Source organism: Ramlibacter aurantiacus (assembly GCF_016722895.1).
In the GTDB taxonomy this organism is placed as follows: domain Bacteria; phylum Pseudomonadota; class Gammaproteobacteria; order Burkholderiales; family Burkholderiaceae_C; genus Ramlibacter; species Ramlibacter aurantiacus.
In genome coordinates this window covers 937,667-958,420 of the sequence record NZ_JAEQNA010000001.1, presented here as the reverse complement: position 1 = coordinate 958,420, position 20,754 = coordinate 937,667, and the positions used below count along the sequence as shown (strand labels likewise).

The following is a 20,754-nucleotide window of genomic DNA, read 5'->3' as shown; positions in this document are numbered from 1 at the left end:
TCAGACGCGGATCTTGGAAATCTTGGCCAGCAGGAACGCGCCCATGACCATCAGCGCCAGCATGACCCGGATCAGGGTCACGCCGATGGGGTCGGTCCACAGCAAGCTCATGAAGTCGTAATTCAGCAGGGTCATCACCCCGCCCAGCGCAAAGGGCATCAAGCCGAGGATCCAGGCGGAGAGCCGGCCTTCGGAGGACAACACCCGCACGCGCGCGATCAGCTTCGCGCGCTGCCGGATCAGGGCGCTCAGGTCGGTCAGGATCTCGGTGAGGTTGCCGCCCGATTCGCGCTGGATCAGGACCGCCACCGTGAAGTAGCGCACGTCGGTCAGGGGGACGCGCTCGCACAGGTGCGTCAGCGCCTGCTGCAACGACACGCCGAAGCTGATTTCCTCGTGCACGGCCTTCAACTCGCCAGCGATGGGTTGTGGCATCTCGTCGCCAGCCATCTTGAGTCCCGCGGTGAACGCATGGCCGGCCCGCAAGGCCCGCGTGATCAGGTCCAGCGCATCGGGTAGCTGGCGGCCCAGCCGGGCCATGCGCCGGTTGCGCTGCATCGCGACGTAGCCGATGGGCAGCAGGCCGATGGCCACCGCCAGCAGCAGGACCATCCAGGTGGTGAGGAAATGCACGTCCAGCAGCCCCGCGAACGCGAACAAGCCCAGTGCGATGCAGCCCACGATCACGCCTGAAACGGGCCACTCGAGGCCGGACTGCATGACCATGTGTTCAAGCCCGTTGCGGCCCGGCACCTTGTCCAGCACCCGGCCGAGCGTCGAATCATCACGCCCCAGCCGTTGCCGCAGGACCGACAAGGGCGTGGCGGCGGTGGTGAACGTGCCCAGGCGCCTTTTCATGCGCATGGCTTCGGGGCCACGCCAGCCGAGCCACAGCAGGTACAGCCCCTCCAGCAGCAGCAGCACCGTCACGAAGGCCAGGACCAGGAACACCAGGAACTGATTGACACCGAAGATCTGCATGGCCGGCTCCCTCACTGGTATTGGCGAGCCGGGTCGAACAGGCCTTCCGGCAGCTGAACGCCGAACGCCCGCAGCCGGTCCGAGAACTTGGGCCGGATCCCCGTGGCCTGGAAGTGGCCCTGCACGATGCCATCGGCGCCGATGCCGACCTGCTTGAAGGTGAAGATCTCCTGCGTGGTCACCACGTCACCTTCCATGCCGGTGATCTCCTGGATGCTGGTGACCTTGCGCCGCCCATCGACCAGCCGCAGCACCTGCACGATCACGCTCAGCGCCGACGAGATCTGCTGCCGAGCCGCCTTGTGCGGCAGGCTCATGTTGGCCATGCCCACCATGTTCTCGAGCCTGGCCAACGCGTCACGCGGGGTGTTGGCGTGGATGGTGGTGAGCGAGCCTTCGTGGCCGGTGTTCATCGCCTGCAGCATGTCGAAGGCTTCCGCGCCGCGCACCTCGCCGATGATGATGCGGTCCGGCCGCATGCGCAGGGCATTGCGAACCAGCGCCCGCTGGTTGATCTCACCCTTGCCCTCGATGTTCATGGGCCGGGTTTCCATGCGGATCACGTGCGGTTGCTGCATCTGCAGTTCGGCGGCGTCTTCGATGGTCACCACCCGCTCGTATTCCGGGATGTAGCCGGACAGGATGTTCAGCAGCGTGGTCTTGCCGGCGCCGGTGCCGCCGGAGATCAGCACGTTCAACTTCGCTTTCACCAGCCCCTGCAGCAGCAGGGCCATTTCGGGCGTGAGGGTCTTGAGCGGTTCGCCCGTCAGGTTCTCCATCTTCAGCGGCACCTTGGCGAAGCGCCGGATGGACATCATCGGGCCGTCGATGGCCACCGGCGGAATCACCGCGTTGACGCGTGAGCCGTCCGGCAGGCGGGCGTCCACCATGGGGCTGGATTCGTCGATGCGTCGGCCCACCAGCGAGACGATCTTGTCGATGATTCGCAGCAGGTGCTTCTCGTCGCTGAAGGTGACCGGGGTCAGCTCCAGGCGCCCACGCCGTTCCACGTAGATCTGCCGCCAGGAGTTGACCAGGATGTCGGATACCGCCGGGTCGGCCATCAGCAGCTCCAAGGGGCCGAAGCCCAGCATTTCGTGCTGGATGTCGCGGATCAAGGTGCTGCGCTCGGCGCCGTTGATGACGGCCGTCTCCTCCTGGAGCAGGCGCTCGACCATGGACGCGATCTCCTGGCGCAGCGCTTCCGGCGACAGCGATTCGAGGGCGGCAAGGTCGAACTTGTCCAGCAGCTTCAAATGGATGCTGCCCTTGAGTGATTTGTAGGCTTCGGCATTCCCGGTGGCGGGGGCGGAACGCTGCGCACCTTCTCCGGGCGTGCCGTTGAGCCGGGCACGCAGGACCATCGCGGCTTCGATGTCGCGGTGCTCCTTGGTCTGAATGGGAATCACGTCAAGCCCTCCTGAAAAGTCGGCCGAGCAGGCCGCGCTGTGGATCGTCGGATTTCGGAGTGAGCGCCCGGGCCATCTCGGCCAGCTGGCGGACCACCGGTCCGCGCTGCGACTTCGCCAGCGGGTCGCCCTGGTTGATGGAGTTGCTCACGTCGCGCCAGGCGTTGGAGATGGTGTGCACGCGCAGGCCGGGGACGGCGCGCTGGACCTGCTCGATGCCGATCTCGCCGGACTTCTCGAAGCGGTTCACGATCACTTCCAGCTTTTCGTCCGGATAGCCCAGGGCATGGAAGGCCTTGACCAGCCGGTTGGCATTGCGCAGGTCGGGCAGCGCCGACTGCAGCACGCAGAAGACGCGATCGGCCCGGTCGAGCGCGGTGATGCTCAGGGGATCGAGGTGTCGCGGCAGGTCGAGCAGCACGAAGTCGTAGTGGGTGCCCGCAAGCTCCAGGATGGCCTGGATATGGTCCGGGCGAACCTCCGAGGCCAGGGCCAGGTCGTCTGGCGCGGGCAGCAGGCTGAAGCCCTCGGAGATCTTCAGGCAGCTGGCGTTGAGCAGCTCGATGTCGAGGCGACTGATGTCGCGGGCCACGTCTGCGATGGTGGTGGGCGGCTTGCCATCGTGTACCAGCGACACCGCATCCCCGAACTGGAGGTTGAGGTCCAGCAGCAGCACCTTGCCGGCCTGCGCCAGGTGCCAGCCGAGGTTGACCGACAAGAAGGTGGCGCCGGCGCCACCCTTGCAATTCATGAAGCCCAGCACCCGGCCGCGCCGGGACGGCGACTGCTTGATCTTGGCGGACACGCGGTCCACGGCGCCCAGGATGGCGTCGGCGCTGGCGGGCGAGGGCAGCACTTCGCGAACGCCCGCGCGCATGGCCCCGAGCAGGAACTCGGGCGTATGGCTGGAGCACATCAGGACCACGGCCATGGTCGGCTGGTGGGCGGTCGCCCACTCGATCTGCGCCAATTCCTGCGAGTCGCGGCAGATGCCGTCGACCAGCATCATGTCCGGGTGGTCGCGCTCGGCGACTTCGCGCACGCGGGTCTTGCCACCTTCGAAGGTCAGGACCGTATGGGAAGAGCCCCCCACGATGCGGGCGATCTCCTGCAGGTGCGCAGGGCTCGGGGAAATGACGGCGATTTTCATGGCTTGCCTTGGGCGGGTATCAGCAGGCGGCCGCGGCCGCGATCGGGTCGCGCCGCATGGCCTCCCGGACGAGTGACGTCGAGAAGGTCGGCATTGGAATCGGCGCGATCGACGCGATGCCGGCGATCGGTGAGATCCATCGGTACTGCAGGTTCGACACGCTGAGGGTGAGGCTTTCGCAGGTAGACACCGTGCAGCCGGTCGGCTGCCATTGGAGGTCGATCGCCTGGATCGCCGGCACCATGCCTTGCATGCGGGCCAGCACCGGCGTGGTGGCACTGACCCCGTCGTGGCAGACGGCCGCATAGCGGGCACCGGCCCGGGTGGCTTCGTTCACCGCATTCCAGGTGAACAGCATCCGGCTGAAATCCACCACCGCCAGGGTGAAGGTGAGAAAGAGGAGGAAGGCCAGCGCGAATTCCACGGCGGTCGCGCCCCGTTGATGGCGTTTCACAGGTGGCTCCTCATGGTCGCGCGGATATCGGAATAGGTGAACGGGCCGAAGGACAGGCCGAACACGCTGGTGAACATGGACTGGAAGCCGTAGCCGCTGACGCTGACGGTCACGACGCTCATGGCCGGCGCCGTGCCGACGGTCTGCCACGACGGGGGCTGCACATGTGATGTGGTGAGGCCGGGCGCAACGGGCGTGCCGGTGCCGGCGGTGTTGCCGTAGACCACCAGGTTGGCCGCCTCGGTGAGGTGGGTGCCGGCCGGCTGCACGCTGAGGTAGCGCACCGCATCGCGCACCGACTTCGCCACCGTGTTGAACTGGTACAGGGCGCGGCCGAACTCCACCGTGGCGAAGCTCAGGATCAGGAGCAGCGGCAGGATAAGGGCGAACTCCACCAGGGCCACGCCCGCCTGATGCTGCTTGATGGATTTCATCGCGTTCATCGCGTCACCTCACGAGCATGGGGACCAGCGGGCCGGCGGCGCCGCCGGGCAGGCCGTTGGTCACGCAGGGGCTGCCGGGCTCGCCGGCGCGTCCCAGGAATTCGAGCTGGATGCTGGGCTGCATCGGAATGCTCAGAGGCTGCAGCATCAACATGCAGGCATAGTCCTCGACCGAGCCGGGGTAGGTGTTCGTGACCGGCACCAGGGCAATGCGGCGGTTGATGCCGTACTGCCAATGGCCGCCCTGCACATTGGCACCGGGCGGCACGATCTGGTTGAAACCGCCGCCGATGCTGTAGCCGATGATGCTGGCGCAGCCGTTGGGGCCGTTCATCTGCGTGCCCGAGTCAGCGCAGGAGGCATAGGCATCGCGCTTGGTGACGAAGTTGGCGGCGGTCGGATGGGCGCCGGCAGGCGTCGGGCCGTTGTAGGCACTGGCGCCGCTCGGCCAGTTGGTGGTGGTGTACGAGTAGCCGGTGCGATCCGGGCGCTCGTCGGCTGGGTTGCCCACATTGCGATAGAGGCCGAAGCGCGCGTTCCACACGTCCACCACGGAGGCCTGCACACCAGGCGTGCCGAGGGAATCGCCCACCTCCGTGCCGCAGGCGCCGTCACTGAGTTCACGTTCGGTTTCCGCCGCGCTGTTTGAGCCATCCAGGTTGGCCCAGCCGATATACCCACTGGTGGCCTGGCCAGGACCCATGAGCAGGGTGACCCACTCGCCGGGGGAGTAGCCAAAGTTTGGCGCGGGAGCATTCGGCGTCTTCGGGCGCAGCGCCAGCGGGATGGGGCAGTTGGTTTGCGAACTGCCGCGGGTGGCCACGGCGCGGGCCCACACGTTGCCGGTGGCGGGGTACAGCGTCGTGTCACCCGAGAACGCCCCCAGGGCGGACAACAGCCACCGTCGGATCGCCGGCTGTGTATGGACGCACTCGGCGTAGTTGGCGACCACCGGATCCGTGGTGGGGTTGAAGTTCTGGTCACGGAAGGTGATGTCGCCAGCGACGATCTGCCCCTGGGCATCCCAGGTGCCGGACTGCAGATTCACCCGATTGAGGTTGCCGGCGGTCATGCCGGCGCTGCGTGCCCGCGTGATGGCCGTGTTCTCGCCATCGAGTTCCTGTGCGGCCGCAAGGGCGCAACTGTCCATGGCGGTCTGCAGTTCCGTCTTGACGATGAACATTCGGCTCAGGTCCAGGGCGATGCCCATGAAGCCGAGCAGGAACAGCAGCATGAGGCAGACGGTGACAATCACCGCGCCGCGCTGGCCCTTCCTTTGGACGATGTTGTGCATGGTCAAAGCTCCGCAGAAGGCGGGCCTTCCCGGGGAAGGCCCGCCGGGTGGAACATCAGGTGCAGTTGCTCGTCGTCAGGCACGTGGTGACGCGGGCGATGAAGGTGTTGAACCCGGTGCCGCTGGTCAGGCCGCGCAACGCGATCACCAGGGTGATGGACACCACCGCGATGATCAGCGCGTACTCGATCACCTGGGCGCCGTCGTCCTCGCTGATGAAAGACTTCATGTAGTCGATGAGCTTGGTCATGGAATTCACCTTTCGAACAAAAAAAGAAAGAGGCGGATTGGAGATGGTCATGGTTCAGGTCATCGTCCCCTCTCCTTTCTGGATCAAGTCCATGATGGGCGGCTGCATTGCAGTCATTGCCCGCGAAGGCTGCCGCCGATGTTGATGACGTTCACCACCGGCGGTGGCGCCTTGTACGTTTCCTGGTAGCGGTCCGACGCTTCGCGCGCGGTCCTGCCGTCGAGGGTTCCGACCGCCACCGGCGTGGTTCCGGCGTTGGGGTTCAAGGTCTGTGCCATGCGCGCCTGGCGCACGGCGTCACCGAAGCGGGTGTCGTACTGCGGCGTGATCGATCCGCAGCCGGCCAGGAGGATCGTCGCCAGGACCAGGGTCACGTTCTTCATTGCGGTCTCCCTATTCAAAGTCGGGCCAGTCGCCCGCGGCGGTCGAGCGGCCCGTGGCGGCAGCGATCGGCGCGAGTGGCTGTGAGGCGGGCAGGGCGGACCGCGGGGCCGCCGAGGCGACGACCTGCGCCCGTTCATCTGCTTGGCTGATGGGGCGGGTGGCCGGTGGCGTCGTCGGCGGGGTCGGCATCGCCGGCACGGGTGTGATGGGTGAGGCCGGCGCAGGCGCCATCACGGGCCGAGGCGCAGGCTGCGCGGGCGGCCGCGGCTCAGGGGGCATGCTGCCCTCTGCGGCGCCGCGCAGGATGACGTCGGCACGGGTCGGAACCACATGGTTGTCGGTCGGCAGCGGCACGGGCCCGGCGAGGGGCGTCACCAGGCGCGGCGTGATCACGAACAGCAGTTCGGTCTTGTCGTTCTGGAACTCGGTGGAGCGGAACAACGCGCCGACCACCGGAGCCTCTCCCAGGCCGGGGAGCTTCTCCAGGGCCTCGGTGACGTTGTTGCGGATCAGGCCCGCGACCGCGAAGCTCTGGCCGTCGGCGAGCTGCACGGTGGTGTCCACGCGCCGGGTCGACAAGGAGGGCAGGACCGCGGTGACGCCGCCGACGGTGGTGAATGGCGTGCCGGTCTGCGACAGCTCCGACACTTCGGAGATGACCTTGAGGTTGATCCGGCCATCCAGCACCGTGGGCGTGAACTTCAGGCCGACGCCGAATTCCTTCTCTTCGAGCGTGATGGTCACGCCGCCACCGGTCGTGCCGGTTTGCGCGACGGGAATGAAGATCTTGCCGCCCGAGAGGAAGCTGGCCGACTGGCCGCTGATGGCCATGATGTTGGGCTCGGCCAGCACGCGGAAAATCCCGTCCTGCGCCTGGATGTCCAGGCCGTATTGCGCGGCACTGTTGGCCGAGTTGATCAAGCCCGCGCCTGGAAAACTGTCGGGAATGCGGAACTCGCCATTGCGGTCAGGCCGGGGGCGGACGGTGCCGAGGCCGCCAGGCCGGCCGCCGATCAGGCCTGAGATGACCGAGAACCGGGGGCCGTCGCGCAGCATCCGCGAGAAGTCCAGCCCGAAGCGATCGAGCAGGGTCTTGCTGACCTCCGCGATCTTCACTTCCAGCATCACCTGCTGCGGCGCGCTCACGCGCAGCAGGTTCACGACGCGGCGGCCCTGGCCATAGACGTCGGCCAAGGTCATGACCTGGTCGAGGGTCGCGACATCGCGCACGGTGCCGGTCAGGACGATGGCGTTGTCGGCAGCGGCCACGCGGACCCCGCTCTCGCCTGGAATGAGTTGGCGCAGCGTGCCTTCGAGCGTCTGCGGATCGACGCTCACCGTGATGTCGCGCACGACGCAGCGCCCTTCGCGGTCCTGCAGGATGACGTTGCCGGAACCGGGCCGGCGGCCGGTGACCAGCAGTTCGGTCGGGCTCAGGAGCGTGATCTCGGTGTCGGCCACGCCGTCGGAGCCGCCAGCGGCGCCCTGTGCCGCACCGGGCGCCGGCATGCCCGGGATAGGCGGCGTGACCGGCGCCGGCGCCTGCATCGGAGAGCCGGCCGCGCCCGGCAGCCGGCCGCCGCTCAGCACCCGGATGGCCGGCGGCTGCAGCTGCACCAGGCGGGACTTGCCAAGCGTCAGGCTGAGCGGATCGCCGGTCGTGACCGACGTGCAGGCCAGCCGCGGAAGCTGGTCGCCGGACGGGGACGGCGTGGCGGCTTGGCCGCTGGACGCTTGTGCGGGGACCGCGCGGGGCTGCATGGGCCGGGTGATCGCGCGTTCCGCCGCCTGCGCCAAGGCGAGGCTCGTGAAGAGGGCCGAGCCCAATCCCAGGGCCAGGGCGGCCGACTGGGCGACAGCGTGTCGACGATGGTTCTTTTTCACGTCGGTTCTCCCTTGTTGTTCTTCGGGCTGCACTGACTGGCGTCAGAAGCAGGAGACGCTGCGGTTGCCGTGCGAGATGATCTCGACGCAGTCACGCCTGGGGGCGGGTGGCGCGGCCATCACGGCCACGGGAGGCGGTTCGGCCTTCATCACCACCCGCACCGTGCGAGGCTGCGGTGCCGGGACCGGGGCGACGGGCTTTTGCAGGCCGAGCAGCTGGTCCCGCGTGATGCCCTTGGTGGCAACCGATTCCTTGTCCAGCTGGTTTCTCAGCACCAGTGAAAGCGTGCCCACGTTGCGCGCCAGGTCCAGCCTCTCGGCTTCGTCGGGAGAAAGCTCCAGGGTGACGGCGCTCACCACCTTGGGCTTGGTGTCGTCGCGACCTGCTTCCTGCGCCACGGCCAGCACCAGCACCTGCTCGAGCACGGTGACGCTGATCTGGCTTTCGGCGCCGGCCTTCTGGTCCTTTTGCGTGTTGACCATCACGTCGACGTAGTTGCCGGGGAGGGCGAAGCCCGCCACGCCGACCACGTCGTTCACGCGCACCGTCATGGCACGTTTGCCTTCCGCGATCACCGCGGAAAGTCCTCCCTGCGTGCCAGGAGGTGACAGCTTTCTTTCCAGGACGGCATCGCCACGCGGAATAGCCTGCTTGACGACACGGTCCTGCAACTTGGCGACCTCATCGAACGCACCGGGCGGCAAGGAGCCGGCGGGCCAGTCCACCAGGGTGAGCATCTGCGGCGTGATGCGGCTGCCCAGTTCGATGTCCAAGGCCGCCACCGCGACCTTGGACGACTGAATGGTGCCGCGTTGCGCAACCCACAGGGTCGCGTAGTAAGCCGCAGCCAGCCCGAAGATCACGGCCAGTGCGAGCAGGAACAGAGCCTTTGCATTCCTCATGTGTCGCTCCTTCAATGAATCAAGCCAGCCCCACTTGCCGCAGCACCAGGTAGGCCACGCTGCCCACCGCGATGCTCACGCCATAGGGAAGTTTTCCGATCGACGATCCCGCCAGCTCGGGGCGCCACAGCGGCATGCCGGGGATCACCATCGATGCGGCGATGTCCTTCATGTTGGTGGCCAGGCGGCCGCTCGCGCGGTGGACCAGGGCGAAGGCGATCACCGCGATGCCCCCGACGACGCCCACGATCAGCGCCGCCTTGAACACCCCCCACGCCCCCACGTACGCCCCCACCATCGCCATCAACTTCACATCCCCCGCACCCATCACGCGCAGCAGCCACAGGGGAAGGAAGAGCGCAAGGCCAAGGGTCAGGCCGGCCAGTCCGAACAGCAGCCCGTCGACCAGGGAATAGCCCATGGCCGCACTCGACGCCAGGCCCCAGACCATTCCACCCAGCGTGAGCCAGTTCGGGATGCGATAGGTGCGCCAGTCGATCCAGGCCGCCACCGCCAGCAGCGCCATCAGCACGCCGGTGGCCGGGTTCCACACCAGGGCGCCGATCGCATCGAGGAAGGCGTTGTCGAAGTTCATGGCTTCACTCTAGAAATTGCGGCGGTGCGGCGAATGAGTGCGCTGTCACGATTTGCGTGGTAGCTGTGTCATCGCGAATGACCACTCGGCCCATGACAAGGGGACTACGCGTCATGGCGTTCCCTGCGGCTCAGTTGAAGGTGGTGAAGCCGCAGGGCGACACCGGTGGCGTTGGCGAGTTGTTCAACGCGCACCACTTCGCCATAGGCATGCACGCGAACGCGGGTCGTGGGCAGGGTGATGTCGACGCGGATCCAGTCCGGGATCAAGGCGCCATCAGGAAGCAACAGGTAGAGGCCGCTCGGGCAGACGTTCGTTGCGCGCGCGATGCGCCCATCGGTCAAGCGGATCGGAAGTTCCAGGCTTTCTCGATCGGTGCTTCGACGTTCGGTGAGCGGCATGCGTGCAATGTCGAATCGCGCGCACCCGTCGGCCAGGGTCTCATGAGTGATTTGCCGGGGGGCTTATGTCATGCCTGCTTCTAGTTCATTCGACTGCTCTGCATGCTGGAACGAACTCGACCGTGACGCCGATTGCGCTCATCCGTTTGCAAGTTCACACAAGCGGTCGCAACCAGATGTAATATGGCTCGCAGCTCGCAGGCACCTGCCTACGATCTCCCGCAACAGGCACCAAGGAGTCGCACGATGACGCAGTTGACCGAGACCGCCATTCGAGTTTCGATCGTCGCTCAGCAGATGATGTCCTGGGGCTTGGAGCAATTGGTCGACTCCTCGCCAAATTGCTCCGTCGTCGCGTCCGTCCACGGCTTGCGCCAGGGCATCGGTTCTTCGACTGTCGGCGCGGCTGACGTCGTCCTGGTGGATGTCGACGACAAGGACGATGTGCCCTTGTTGCTCGAATGGCTCGAAGAGAGCCGGTGCCGCGTGATCGTGCTCACCGCATTGACCGACCTGGGCCTGTTCGACCAGGCCGTGCTCATGGGCCTGCATGGCGTGGTGCGCAAGAGCGATCCGCCGGCCACGCTGCTCAAGGCCATCGAGAAGGTTCACCTCGGCGAGCTGTGGATCGATCGCAGTGCCACCAGCCGCATCTTCATGGAGATGGCAAGGCAGAAGGCTGCGCGCGAGGACGATCCCGAGCTGGCGCGCATCGCCACGCTCACCGCGCGCGAGCGCCAGACCATCCTGGCGGTGGTGACCGATGCCGCTGCGCCGGGCAAGGTGATCGCGCGGCGCCTGTGCATCAGCGAGCACACGCTGCGCAACCATCTCAGTTCCATCTACAGCAAGCTGGATGTGTGCAACCGGCTTGACCTGTACGCCTTCGCCACGCGGCACCGGCTGGACAAGCCGGCGGCCTGAAGACCGCCTGCGGTTCGTTCGCCCGCCCGGGTGGTGTGGGGCGGGCCCCACTCTTCAATGTCGTCGCAGGAACCGTCGCCAGTGCAGGCGCATGGCGACGCCCGTGCGGGTCAGGCCCGGCTCAATCCGCATTACCTCGGCATAGGCCCGAAACCGCAATCCCGATCGAGGGTCCGTCAACTCGACGGCAACCCAGTCGGCGATGAAAGCACCCGCATCGACCCACACATACATGCCTTCGGGACTGACGTCACGGGTGTAGGCCGTGCTGCCGTCTTCCCAACGCAAGTTGATGCGAAGGAACTCGCGCGGAAATGCTCGACGTTCGTGGGCTGGCACGGGGCAAGTGTGGAGCTGTGCAGGCGCATCAGTACCCGGTGTTTTCTGTGATTTGTCGGGAGCGTTCTATCCCCCGGGATGGGTGACCGCCTAGGTACTTGATCGGGGGTTGTTCGGTCGTTCGAATCGACATCGCGGCGACTTCCTGTATTGGAAAGTCGTCGCTTTCAGTGAGTTGTTGCCGGCCCGATGGATTGTCCCTACCATGCCTCTCCCCCCCCCTGACAAAACTAACGGGTAGGACGTATGCAGGAAGCTGATCACAGACAGATCCGGGTCGGCTTGGTGGCACTGCCACTGATGTGCTGGGCTTTGGAGCAATTGGTCAAGTCATCGCCTGCATTGGAACTCGCGGGCACCGCGCCAGAGCTCTCGACCGCCCGACAGACATTCCCGCTGGGCACGGCCGATGTCATCGTGGTGGATCACGATGGCAACCTCGATTCGGCAGAGTTCATCGATTTCCTCGAACCCCGGCACATGCGCGTGATCGCCTTCACCGGCACGACGGATCCTGGGGCGCTCGACCACGCCGTGCTCAGCGGGCTGCAGGGCATCGTGCGCAAGAGCGAGTCGCCCAAGGTCTTGCTGACTGCCATCGAAAAGGTGCACCAGGGCGAGCTATGGATCGACCGCGGCACGACCAGCCGCATGTTCATGCAACTGGCCCGCCAGAAGACCGACGAAAAGAGCGATCCTGAGCGGGTTCGGGTGTCGCTGCTCACCCATCGCGAGCGCCAAGCCATCGCGGCTCTGGCAGCCGATACCTCGGCGCCGGCAAAGGTGATCGCCAGTCGGCTGTGCATCAGCGAGCACACCTTGCGCAACCACCTGACGTCGATCTACAGCAAGCTGCACCTGACCAATCGCCTGGATTTGTATGCCTACGCCACCCGGCACCACCTGGACAAGCCGGTCAACTGAAGCTGGCGCAGCTGAAGGCACCGACAGAAGAGCCCGCGGGGACTTCGTCCGATTCCGGGGGTGAGGCCTGGTGGCTGTCTCACCACCGGGCAGGAACGCCCACTGCGGTCACGCCGGCTGGGACATCGCGGGTCACCACCGCACCTGCGCCGACGCGCGCTTCTGGGCCTATCGAGAGCCCTTCGATGACCGTGCTGTTCGCGCCTATCAGCGTACCTGCGCCGACCACGACGTCGCCGCTCAGGCAAGCGGCGGGCATGACGGCCGAGAAGTCGCCGATCTTGCAGTCGTGCCCGACGATGGCGCCCTGGCCGATCAGTACGAAGGCGCCGAGCGCTGCCAATGGCGAAACGCATGCGTTCGCCAGGATCTGGCATCCAGGTCCAACTACCGCCGTCGGAGGCACGTACGCGCGAGGGTGGACTATGGTGTAGGGCTTGAGGGCTGCCCGAAGCCCGATCGCTGCCACCTGCTGGCGACCCCGCGGGTATCCGACGCACGGAACGAAATGCGTGGCCCCCACCGTGGCGATGTTGTCAAAGCTCCCGAGGAACTTGACCGACCTGCCGCTGAATCGATCGTGACGAACCTCGCCTTCGGCCATGTACCCGGCGATGTCCAGATGCGACGGCGGAGCGTTTGACTCAAGCCGGATGGCATCCAGCGCAGCCAACAGGTCGCTCGCATGGCCGCCCGCCCCAAGAAGAACAATTCTCATGGCACTGATCGTAGCGACTTGATTGCGACCGCGCGATCGCTGAACGCCACCGCTGGAGCGATCAACGGCCGAGGGGGGCGAGCCCATGGGGGAGGTGCCCACTTCAGTCTTGGGAAAGCGCCACTCCTTCCATTTCGGCATGGGACAAACGGTGGGTCGACTCTCCTAGGCTCGGTAAGACATTCATCTCGCGCATCGCCCGAGGAAGTGGACTCCAATAGCGAGACGCACCTGCGGCCCTCCTTTCTCAGCTGCGATGGGGTCCGTTTTCATCGGAGCCTGGGGATGGAGTTCCGACCTTTCAGGATAGCTCATGAAGACTGATGTACCAGGCCTGAATATGCCAACGATGCCTGCCATGCCAGCTCGCGCAGACGGCCCCCGCCCGGCAAGCCGCGGGAGAGCGTTCGGTACCTCGGTGCTCAAGCGGATGTTCGACCTGACGATTGCCGTACTGCTGGCGGCGGTGTTCTCACCGTGCTTGCTGTTGCTGCCCTTTCTGATCCGAATGAAGCTCGGGAGCCCGGTCCTTTTCTGGCAGCAGCGCCCCGGGCTGAACGGTATTCCATTTCAGATGGTCAAGTTCCGGACCATGACGGACGAGCGGGGAGAGGACGGGGAGCTACTGCCGGATGGGAAGCGCCTCACGCGTTTTGGCCGTGCGCTGCGATCGTCGAGTCTGGACGAGTTGCCGGAATTATGGAACGTGCTCCGAGGCGAGATGAGCCTCGTGGGGCCTCGTCCGCTATTGATGGAATACCTCCCGTTGTATTCACCGGAGCAATCCCGTCGACACCGTGTGCGACCCGGAATCACCGGTTGGGCCCAGATCAATGGACGTAACGCTATCAGTTGGGAGCAGAAGCTAAGACTGGATGTCTGGTACGTTGATCACTGCAGTCCTTGGCTCGACTTGAACATCCTGGCGCGAACCGTACGCAACGTCTTGCGCTGCTCGGATATCTCTGCGGCGGGCGATGCCACGATGCCGAAGTTCACCGGCTCTCCAGAAGCACAAGGCTGAACCGAGGTGACGATTGCCGTGTGGGCATTGCGCCTCGCAGGGGTCGCGGTTCACCGGGCGTTCGCACGCCCCGACAAGCACCGCGCAACCCATGGCGTCGAGCCGATCTGCACGGCCTTGCAGATCGCCCCGTCGGGCCGAACGATTCAACCTGGCGCTGCTTGACGGCGCCCCTCGACTGCCCGCGGCGTTGGCCTTGCATGAGTGGCGACGAAGGGTGCGGTCGGGTCCCGCCATTTGCTGAGGCTCGAGGGACGTGACCACAACCACCTGTGTCGTGGTGCTCGCAGGCGGGGCACCCGCTCATGGTTAGTAGGAGCTCGGGACCATTGTCCCATGGCGCGCGCAACGGGCCTGAACTGAAATGCCCCTGTGCTGATTCCAACCACAACTCTTGCACGGGATGATCGATCGCTGCGAACGCATCGCGCGATGTTCAGGCGTGCTGTCATCGGGGCTGGCGAGGAGCTTGCCGGTTGCAGTGCTGCCAGGCTTCGTGCCCGTGCCGAATGGTCCCGACCCACTGGCGGATCAAGTGGGTTCTCTCCCGTGCGCGCAGGGAGTTTCCGCCCGGGCGAACAGGCGGGCTCATTGGCCCTCCCGCGCATCTCGAACCGGCAATTGGAGGTCGTGCCATGCTGAACACGCCGTTTGCTGCATGGCCAAGCTTCTCCGAGGAAGAGTCCGACGCCGTGAGCGACGTCCTGCTGTCCAACAAAGTCAACTATTGGACGGGGGAGGAATGCCGCGCCTTCGAAGCCGAGTTCGCAGCCTGGTGCGGCACCAAGTACGCAGTCGCCCTGGCAAATGGCACCGTCGCCTTGGAGGCCGCACTCACGGCGTTGGGCATCGGTGAAGGTGACGAGGTGATCGTGCCGCCCCGCACCTTCATGGCGACCGCTTCGTGCGTCGTGAGGGCGGGCGCGGTACCCGTGTTCGCCGACGTCGACATCAACAGCGGAAACGTCTTCGCCGCAAGCATTAAAAAAGCGATCACCGTGCGTACGCGCGCAGTCATCTGCGTCCACCTCGCGGGCTGGCCCTGCGACATGGACCCGATCATGGCGCTCGCGCAGCGGCACGGCTTGATGGTGATCGAAGACTGCGCCCAGGCGCACGGCGCGTGCGACAGGAACCGACGGGTCGGCTCGATAGGCCACGTGGCTGCGTGGAGCTTTTGTCAGGACAAGATCATGACCACCGGCGGTGAGGGTGGGATGGTCACCACCAACGACGAAGCGCTTTGGCGCCGAGTATGGGCATTCAAGGAGCACGGCAAGAGCTACGCGGCGGTCTACGAGCGAGAGCACCCGCCGGGGTTTCGTTGGCTGCACGAGAGCTTCGGCACGAATGGGCGGATGCTGGAGCTCCAGGCCGCGATCGGCCGGATCCAGCTGCGCCGCATGCCTGAATGGACTGCTGCACGCACACGTCACGCGCAGGCCATATGGGAAGCGTGCAAGCCATACGCCGCAGTGCGGGTACCGCAGGTTCCGCCCCATGTCGTTCACGCCCACTACAAGTGCTATGTGTACGTGCGTCGGGAGGCGCTGGCGCCCGGGTGGTCGCGCGATCGCATCGTGGAGACGATCGGCCGCCAAGGGGTGCCGTGCTATCAAGGATCCTGCTCGGAGGTGTACCTCGAGCGAGCGTTCGACCAGACGGGCTGGCGCCCCGCCCAGCGTCTTGCCGGAGCGCGCGAGTTGGGTGAATCGAGCGTGATGTTCCTGGTTCATCCGACGCTGACGAACGCACAGATGGACAGGACTTGCACAGCGGCGAGTCAAGTCCTGCAGGAGGCGAGCACATGATGGTCGCCATCTTGCCGGCAAAGGGCGGGCAGTCGGTGCATCACGCCCATCACGTCGCCAATGCGTGCGCGCTTCGTTTGGACGGACGCGATGCGACGCGAACCGGGGCCCCCGGTACTGGATGGATGAAGGGGGCGCCAGCGCAGCGCTTGGACGCGTGACGCAAACTCGTCGCAGTCGGAACTAACGGTCACTGGTGCTTGACGTCCCAGGGAGGGACGAGGAGACGGCCATGATGAACGCGCAGCTCGCCGCACGTATCGTGCTGCTGCCACGTACAGTCAAGCAGGCGTTGACGATGACGATGGATGCGGGGAACTGCGCGCTTGCGGTGTGGTTGGCCTTTGGCTTGCGCATGGGCACCTGGGATCAGTATGGCTCCACGCAATGGTGGACTGCCGTCTGGGCTATCGGTTTGTCTCTGCCCGTGTTCTACGCCACGGGACTGTATCGCGCCGTACTGCGGCAGGACCGAGGCGCGCAGCTTGGGAAAGCCTCCCTGGTCTTTGGCGCCGCCTTCTCCCTGACCTTCACCTTTATCAGCTCGAGCGAGATGCCTTGGTCGCTTGGCGTGCTGATTCCCGCGACCTTGTTCTTGATCACCGGTGCTGCCAGGGCCGCCGTGCGGCGCTGGCTTTGTGGGTCGGTCGGCGCAAGTACGCGCACCCCGTGCAAGAAGACCCGGGTACTCATTTACGGCGCGGGGGACGCTGGCCGTCAGCTCGCGACACTGCTGACCGCAACCAGAGACACGGAGGTCAAAGGCTTCATCGACGACTCCCCACTTCTGCAGCGCGCGACTTTGCTCGGTCTGCCGATCCACTCCAGTGAGAACCTCAGCGAGGTCGTCTTGCGGGACGGCATCACGGACGTGCTTCTAGCCATGCCCTCGGTGAACCAATCACGGCGCGCGCAGATTGCCGGAGCCCTGAAGGCATTGCAGCCACCGTTGCATGTGCGAACCCTCCCCGATCTGCGAGAGATTGCTCTGGGCAGGGTGACCGTCGACCAGGTGCGAAAGCTCGAGATCGAAGACCTCCTCGGACGCGACACGATCGATGCGGACGACAAACTGCTGCGCAGCAAGATCACGGGCAAGGTGGTCCTGGTCACCGGCGCCGGGGGGTCGATAGGAAGCGAGCTGTGCCGGCAGATCGTTCGCCTGGCGCCTGATGCCCTGGTCTTGCTGGACTCCTGCGAGTTTGCCCTGTACACGATTCATCAGGAACTGGAAGCCGAGGTCAAAGGGAAACCGGTCAAGCTCGTTCCTGTGCTTGCCTCGGTCCGAGAGGCCGAGCGCGTTCGCCAATTGTTGGCGCAATGCACTCCCGACACGATCTACCACGCTGCGGCCTACAAGCATGTACCCATGGTGGAGAGCAATGCGGTCGAGGGTATTCGGAACAATACATTCGGCACGCTGAACATGGCGCTTCTCGCGCGCGAGTTCCGCGTGCCGGACTTCGTCCTGATCAGCACCGACAAGGCTGTGCGACCGACCAATGTCATGGGGGCGAGCAAGCGCCTGGCCGAGATGGTATTGCAGGCGTTTGCGGCAGAAGGGGGCGGTACGTGTTTCTCGATCGTGCGATTCGGTAACGTGCTTGGCTCCAGCGGATCCGTGGTGCCGCTTTTCAAGCGTCAGATCGCGGCTGGTGGGCCTATCACGATCACGCATCCGGACATGACGCGCTACTTCATGACGATTCCCGAGGCGGCCCAGCTTGTCATTCAGGCAAGTGCCATGGCCGCGGGCGGAGAGGTGTTCCTGCTGGACATGGGGCAGCCCGTGAAGATTGTCGATCTCGCGCGCAAGATGGTGGAGCTCTCTGGACTGACAGTCCGCGATGCAACCCATCCTGACGGGGACATCGAGTTCGTCATCACGGGACTGCGACCTGGCGAGAAGCTGTTCGAGGAGCTTCTGATCGGCGACAACCCGTTGCCTACCAGCCATCCCCGGGTGATGAGAGGCCAGGAAGCGTTTTCGCGCTGGGACGTCCTGCGTACGCAACTGGCATTCCTGGAAGACAACGTGCTGAGCTGTGACCTGCACGCCATACAGGCGTCTTTGCAACTGACGGTTCCCGGGTATGCACCGCCGAAACCCGGGAACAGCATCGTGACCGAGGAGCGTCAGAGGACGGGGGATCCTGTCGCCTTGGAGGGCCAGACCTTGAGCGGATTGGCTGGTTACCGGCCAGCCTCCTCGAGTCTGGCGTCTGCCTGAACGCCGTTCATCGATCGACGCCCAGGTGCTGAGTAGCTTGCTTCGGCAGGTCAGGCCCAGGTCGTGCCCGGCCTGGCCGACGACCAGCCGACCCGTAAAGGAGAGCGTCATGGCGATGGAACCGGTGATCTACGGAACAAGCGAACGGCCGCCTCGAGGCGACTACAGCCGCGCGGGCGCCGACTACACCTGCGCGCAGGACTACGCCGGCTATGGGCAGGAGGATCACCAGAGCTATAGGCGCTTGTACGCGCGCCAGCAGGCCCTTCTGCCTGGCCGCGCCAGCGACGAATTCCTGCGCGCCCTGCCGTCTCTCGGCGCGAGTGACCGGATTCCTCGCTTCGAGGAGATCAACGATCGCCTCTGGCGCGCGACGCGCTGGGAGATCGTCGGCGTGCCTGGGCTGATTCCGGAGGTGCCGTTCTTCAGCCTGCTCGCGCAGCGGCGATTCCCCGTCACGGACTGGATTCGTACGCCGCAGGAGTTCGACTACATCGTCGAGCCCGACGTGTTCCACGACCTCTTCGGCCACGTGCCGTTGCTGTTCAACCCGGTGTACGCGGACCACATGCAGGCCTACGGCCTGGGCGGGCTCAAGGCGCACCGCTGTGGAGCCTGTGAAATGCTGAGCCGCCTCTACTGGTACACGATCGAGTTCGGGCTCATGCGCCAGCCCGATGGCATGCGGGCATACGGTGCGGGCATCCTCAGTTCACCGGGCGAGCTGCGCTATGCGGTAGAGAGCTCCGAACCGCGGCGCTTGCCATTTGACATCGAGCGCGTGATGCGAACGCGCTACAAGATCGACAGCTTCCAGCAGATCTACTTCGTGATCGAGAGCGTCGAAGAGTTGTTCGAGAAGACCGCGGCCGATTTCACGCCGATCTACGAACGCCTGCGGCGCCTGCCCGAATTCTCGCCCGACGGATCCCCGCTCAGGACCGCGGCCGCCGCATCATGAGCCGCCGCCTCGAGGTACCACTGCTGAAGGCGGTCGGTGTCCGCCCCACCCGACCGCCTCGGGGTGCAGCGGCTCGATGATCGCGCCCAGCTCAACTGGCGACGCCCCTCCTGGCCGGAGCGCGTTGACGCTGATGATTCAGCGTCTCCCTGTGGCTGGTTTCTGAAGGCTTGGCGCGCACTTTGATGGCGTCAATGCTCACGCCGGAGGTTTTGCACATGCCTTCGCATGACAGGTCGAAGCGCCAGCCATGGCGCGGGCAAACCACGTGCAGGTCGTCGTCGATGCTCGCGTAGGCCAGGTCACCGCCTTGGTGAGGGCAATAGCGATTGATTTCGTATTGTTGGCCCTTATGCTCGACCACGATGCGCTCTTTGGACAAGTTGAGGTTATGGATCACCGACTCGGCCAGGTTTGATTCGTCCGCAAACAGGAAGATGTTGACAAGGGTGTTATACACGTCGGGCCGCCGCTCGATGGTGGCGTTCAGGCTCAAGGCAATGTCTTGCCAGCGATCTTCGCCGCACATCAGCGAGAAATATCTGGTGCTGGCACTGAGCAACAGGCATGGCGCCCCTGGCTCCTGGGTCGCCCGCAAGGTGTTGCCGACCAAGTCGACCACCAGTGAATCGGACGACCCGCTTCCCCAGCGGAAAGTGATCAATGGCGTTTCCGGGGGCAAGGTAATCCCGGCAATCAGACTCAGGCGGCGCTGAAGGATCGCAGCAAATCGCGTCGGCGAAAAGTTGTCCTCGATTGCTTCCCACACGTTCTTGTGAGTCGCCACGTATTGCTCGATCTCGGCCGGCGTCGGACCGGGAATCGGCACGCGGCTGGCGTCCTCATTGACGCGCTCACCCGGACGCGGATACAACACATTGTGGATGCCGGTCTGGGCCAGGTATTCCGCGAGCTCATTCTGATGGATGAAAATCGTGCCGGTCCCGGCGTTCAATGCAGGGTCGAGAAAGGGGAAGAACGCAGGACCGGCCGCCGGCACGAAAAAGCGTGGCGAGAGTGTTTTTACACCGCCAGCCACGTTGCGCAATTTGCTGAGAACCTTCTTTCTGGCCTCCCGGCGGCGCTGGTCCTCGGGCAAGATGAAGCTGGAGGGGTGCCAATTTGCACCTGAAAACTGCACCGAGTAATAGTCGAGATCGGGCAACTCTTTCACCAGCGCCGGCAAGCGGTCAAAAATCTTGCAGTCGTTCTGGTTGAAAAACGTGAGGCCTGGCGCGGCAACGAATATCGCCGCGTCATGATTGATCCCGCTGTCATCGATGAAAATGCGGAATTGGATGTCGCCGCCGCAGGGCTGCGCCTCCTCCAGTTCCACCGCATTCAGGTGCAGACCCTGTAGCGCATCGAGCAAGAATTTGTCTCTGTACGAAGGAATGACGACGGTGCAGTCCGGATGCGCGGAAAACCCCGCCAACGTCGATCGATCGAAATGGTCTTGGTGCTCGTGGGTCAGGAAAATGCGCAGTTTCTTCTCGGCGCAACGTCGATGGACGACGTCTCGCAAGTGGCTATTCGGCGGCCACTGGTGCCAGCTCCCGAAGAACGCGCCTGTATCGTTAAGCCAGGGATCGATCAGCAGCGCCTCGTGAGCGGTTTCGACCAGGAAGCAGTTATGCCCGAGAAACGTGAGATCAGCGTTCATAGGTGATTACCG

At 64.9% G+C, this 20,754-nt stretch carries 21 protein-coding genes; 6 read left to right on the top strand and 15 right to left on the bottom strand.

Annotated elements, in window-relative coordinates:
- The 12 genes from JI739_RS04450 to JI739_RS04395 all read right to left on the bottom strand — a co-directional run bounded on the left by JI739_RS04450 (window position 1) and on the right by JI739_RS04395 (window position 10,148).
- A complete protein-coding gene (locus tag JI739_RS04450; RefSeq protein ID WP_201682609.1) occupies window positions 1-981 on the bottom strand; it encodes a type II secretion system F family protein in 981 nt (326 codons plus the stop codon).
- An 11-nt stretch (window positions 982-992) separates the two neighbouring features.
- Entirely contained in the window at window positions 993-2,345 is a 1,353-nt protein-coding gene (locus JI739_RS04445; RefSeq protein ID WP_201683312.1) for a TadA family conjugal transfer-associated ATPase, read from the bottom strand.
- 46 nt (window positions 2,346-2,391) lie between these two features.
- Window positions 2,392-3,540: a CpaE/TadZ family protein gene (locus JI739_RS04440; RefSeq protein WP_201682608.1), complete on the bottom strand. Its 1,149-nt coding sequence runs from the start codon at window positions 3,538-3,540 to the stop codon at window positions 2,392-2,394.
- 19 nt (window positions 3,541-3,559) lie between these two features.
- Window positions 3,560-3,964, bottom strand: coding sequence for a TadE family protein (locus JI739_RS04435; protein WP_354003674.1), 405 nt, complete (start codon window positions 3,962-3,964; stop codon window positions 3,560-3,562).
- Window positions 3,965-3,990: 26 nt separating this feature from the next.
- Window positions 3,991-4,437, bottom strand: coding sequence for a TadE/TadG family type IV pilus assembly protein (locus JI739_RS04430; RefSeq protein ID WP_201682606.1), 447 nt, complete (start codon window positions 4,435-4,437; stop codon window positions 3,991-3,993).
- A gap of 4 nt (window positions 4,438-4,441) precedes the next feature.
- Window positions 4,442-5,731, bottom strand: coding sequence for a pilus assembly protein TadG-related protein (locus JI739_RS04425; RefSeq protein ID WP_201682605.1), 1,290 nt, complete (start codon window positions 5,729-5,731; stop codon window positions 4,442-4,444).
- A 55-nt stretch (window positions 5,732-5,786) separates the two neighbouring features.
- On the bottom strand, window positions 5,787-5,981 hold the full coding sequence (locus JI739_RS04420) for a Flp family type IVb pilin (protein ID WP_201682604.1): 195 nt from the start codon (window positions 5,979-5,981) through the stop codon (window positions 5,787-5,789).
- Window positions 5,982-6,094: 113 nt separating this feature from the next.
- Window positions 6,095-6,364 carry a hypothetical protein gene (locus JI739_RS04415; RefSeq protein ID WP_201682603.1) on the bottom strand — a complete coding sequence of 90 codons (270 nt, stop codon included), beginning with the start codon at window positions 6,362-6,364 and terminating at the stop codon, window positions 6,095-6,097.
- Between the two features lie 10 nt (window positions 6,365-6,374).
- Window positions 6,375-8,249, bottom strand: a complete 1,875-nt coding sequence (locus tag JI739_RS24355) for a type II and III secretion system protein family protein (protein WP_201682602.1) — start codon at window positions 8,247-8,249, stop codon at window positions 6,375-6,377.
- 42 nt (window positions 8,250-8,291) lie between these two features.
- Complete coding sequence (cpaB, locus tag JI739_RS04405; protein ID WP_201682601.1) at window positions 8,292-9,152, bottom strand: Flp pilus assembly protein CpaB; 861 nt, start codon at window positions 9,150-9,152, stop codon at window positions 8,292-8,294.
- Window positions 9,153-9,171: 19 nt separating this feature from the next.
- Window positions 9,172-9,747 (bottom strand): A24 family peptidase, encoded by a 576-nt coding sequence (locus JI739_RS04400; protein WP_201682600.1) that lies wholly within the window; start codon window positions 9,745-9,747, stop codon window positions 9,172-9,174.
- 104 nt (window positions 9,748-9,851) lie between these two features.
- Window positions 9,852-10,148, bottom strand: coding sequence for a PilZ domain-containing protein (locus JI739_RS04395; protein WP_201682599.1), 297 nt, complete (start codon window positions 10,146-10,148; stop codon window positions 9,852-9,854).
- Window positions 10,149-10,394: 246 nt separating this feature from the next.
- Here JI739_RS04395 and JI739_RS04390 point away from each other — a divergent pair, with 246 nt between their 5' ends.
- A complete protein-coding gene (locus JI739_RS04390) occupies window positions 10,395-11,072 on the top strand; it encodes a response regulator transcription factor (protein ID WP_201682598.1) in 678 nt (225 codons plus the stop codon).
- Window positions 11,073-11,126: 54 nt separating this feature from the next.
- On the opposite strand, the gene JI739_RS04385 is transcribed toward JI739_RS04390, so the two are convergent.
- Window positions 11,127-11,411, bottom strand: a complete 285-nt coding sequence (locus JI739_RS04385; protein ID WP_201682597.1) for a PilZ domain-containing protein — start codon at window positions 11,409-11,411, stop codon at window positions 11,127-11,129.
- A 285-nt stretch (window positions 11,412-11,696) separates the two neighbouring features.
- On the opposite strand from JI739_RS04385, the gene JI739_RS04380 reads away from it, so the two are divergent.
- Entirely contained in the window at window positions 11,697-12,335 is a 639-nt protein-coding gene (locus tag JI739_RS04380) for a response regulator transcription factor (RefSeq protein WP_201682596.1), read from the top strand.
- 79 nt (window positions 12,336-12,414) lie between these two features.
- Here JI739_RS04380 and JI739_RS04375 read toward each other — a convergent pair whose 3' ends face one another.
- The gene (locus JI739_RS04375) at window positions 12,415-13,053 is read right to left on the bottom strand and encodes an acetyltransferase (protein WP_201682595.1); all 639 of its coding nucleotides are present in this window, start codon (window positions 13,051-13,053) and stop codon (window positions 12,415-12,417) included.
- Between the two features lie 418 nt (window positions 13,054-13,471).
- Between JI739_RS04375 and JI739_RS04370 the strand changes: the two genes are divergently transcribed.
- The 4 genes from JI739_RS04370 to phhA all read left to right on the top strand — a co-directional run bounded on the left by JI739_RS04370 (window position 13,472) and on the right by phhA (window position 19,079).
- On the top strand, window positions 13,472-14,077 hold the full coding sequence (locus JI739_RS04370) for a sugar transferase (RefSeq protein ID WP_354003689.1): 606 nt from the start codon (window positions 13,472-13,474) through the stop codon (window positions 14,075-14,077).
- A 635-nt stretch (window positions 14,078-14,712) separates the two neighbouring features.
- Window positions 14,713-15,888 carry a DegT/DnrJ/EryC1/StrS family aminotransferase gene (locus JI739_RS04365; RefSeq protein WP_201682594.1) on the top strand — a complete coding sequence of 392 codons (1,176 nt, stop codon included), beginning with the start codon at window positions 14,713-14,715 and terminating at the stop codon, window positions 15,886-15,888.
- 232 nt (window positions 15,889-16,120) lie between these two features.
- The gene (locus JI739_RS04360; RefSeq protein WP_236589058.1) at window positions 16,121-18,118 is read left to right on the top strand and encodes a polysaccharide biosynthesis protein; all 1,998 of its coding nucleotides are present in this window, start codon (window positions 16,121-16,123) and stop codon (window positions 18,116-18,118) included.
- Between the two features lie 109 nt (window positions 18,119-18,227).
- Window positions 18,228-19,079 carry a phenylalanine 4-monooxygenase gene (gene phhA / locus JI739_RS04355; protein ID WP_201682593.1) on the top strand — a complete coding sequence of 284 codons (852 nt, stop codon included), beginning with the start codon at window positions 18,228-18,230 and terminating at the stop codon, window positions 19,077-19,079.
- Window positions 19,080-19,170: 91 nt separating this feature from the next.
- Here the strand turns inward: phhA and JI739_RS04350 are convergent, their stop codons facing one another.
- A complete protein-coding gene (locus tag JI739_RS04350; RefSeq protein WP_201682592.1) occupies window positions 19,171-20,742 on the bottom strand; it encodes a Rieske 2Fe-2S domain-containing protein in 1,572 nt (523 codons plus the stop codon).
- Window positions 20,743-20,754 lie beyond the last annotated feature (12 nt).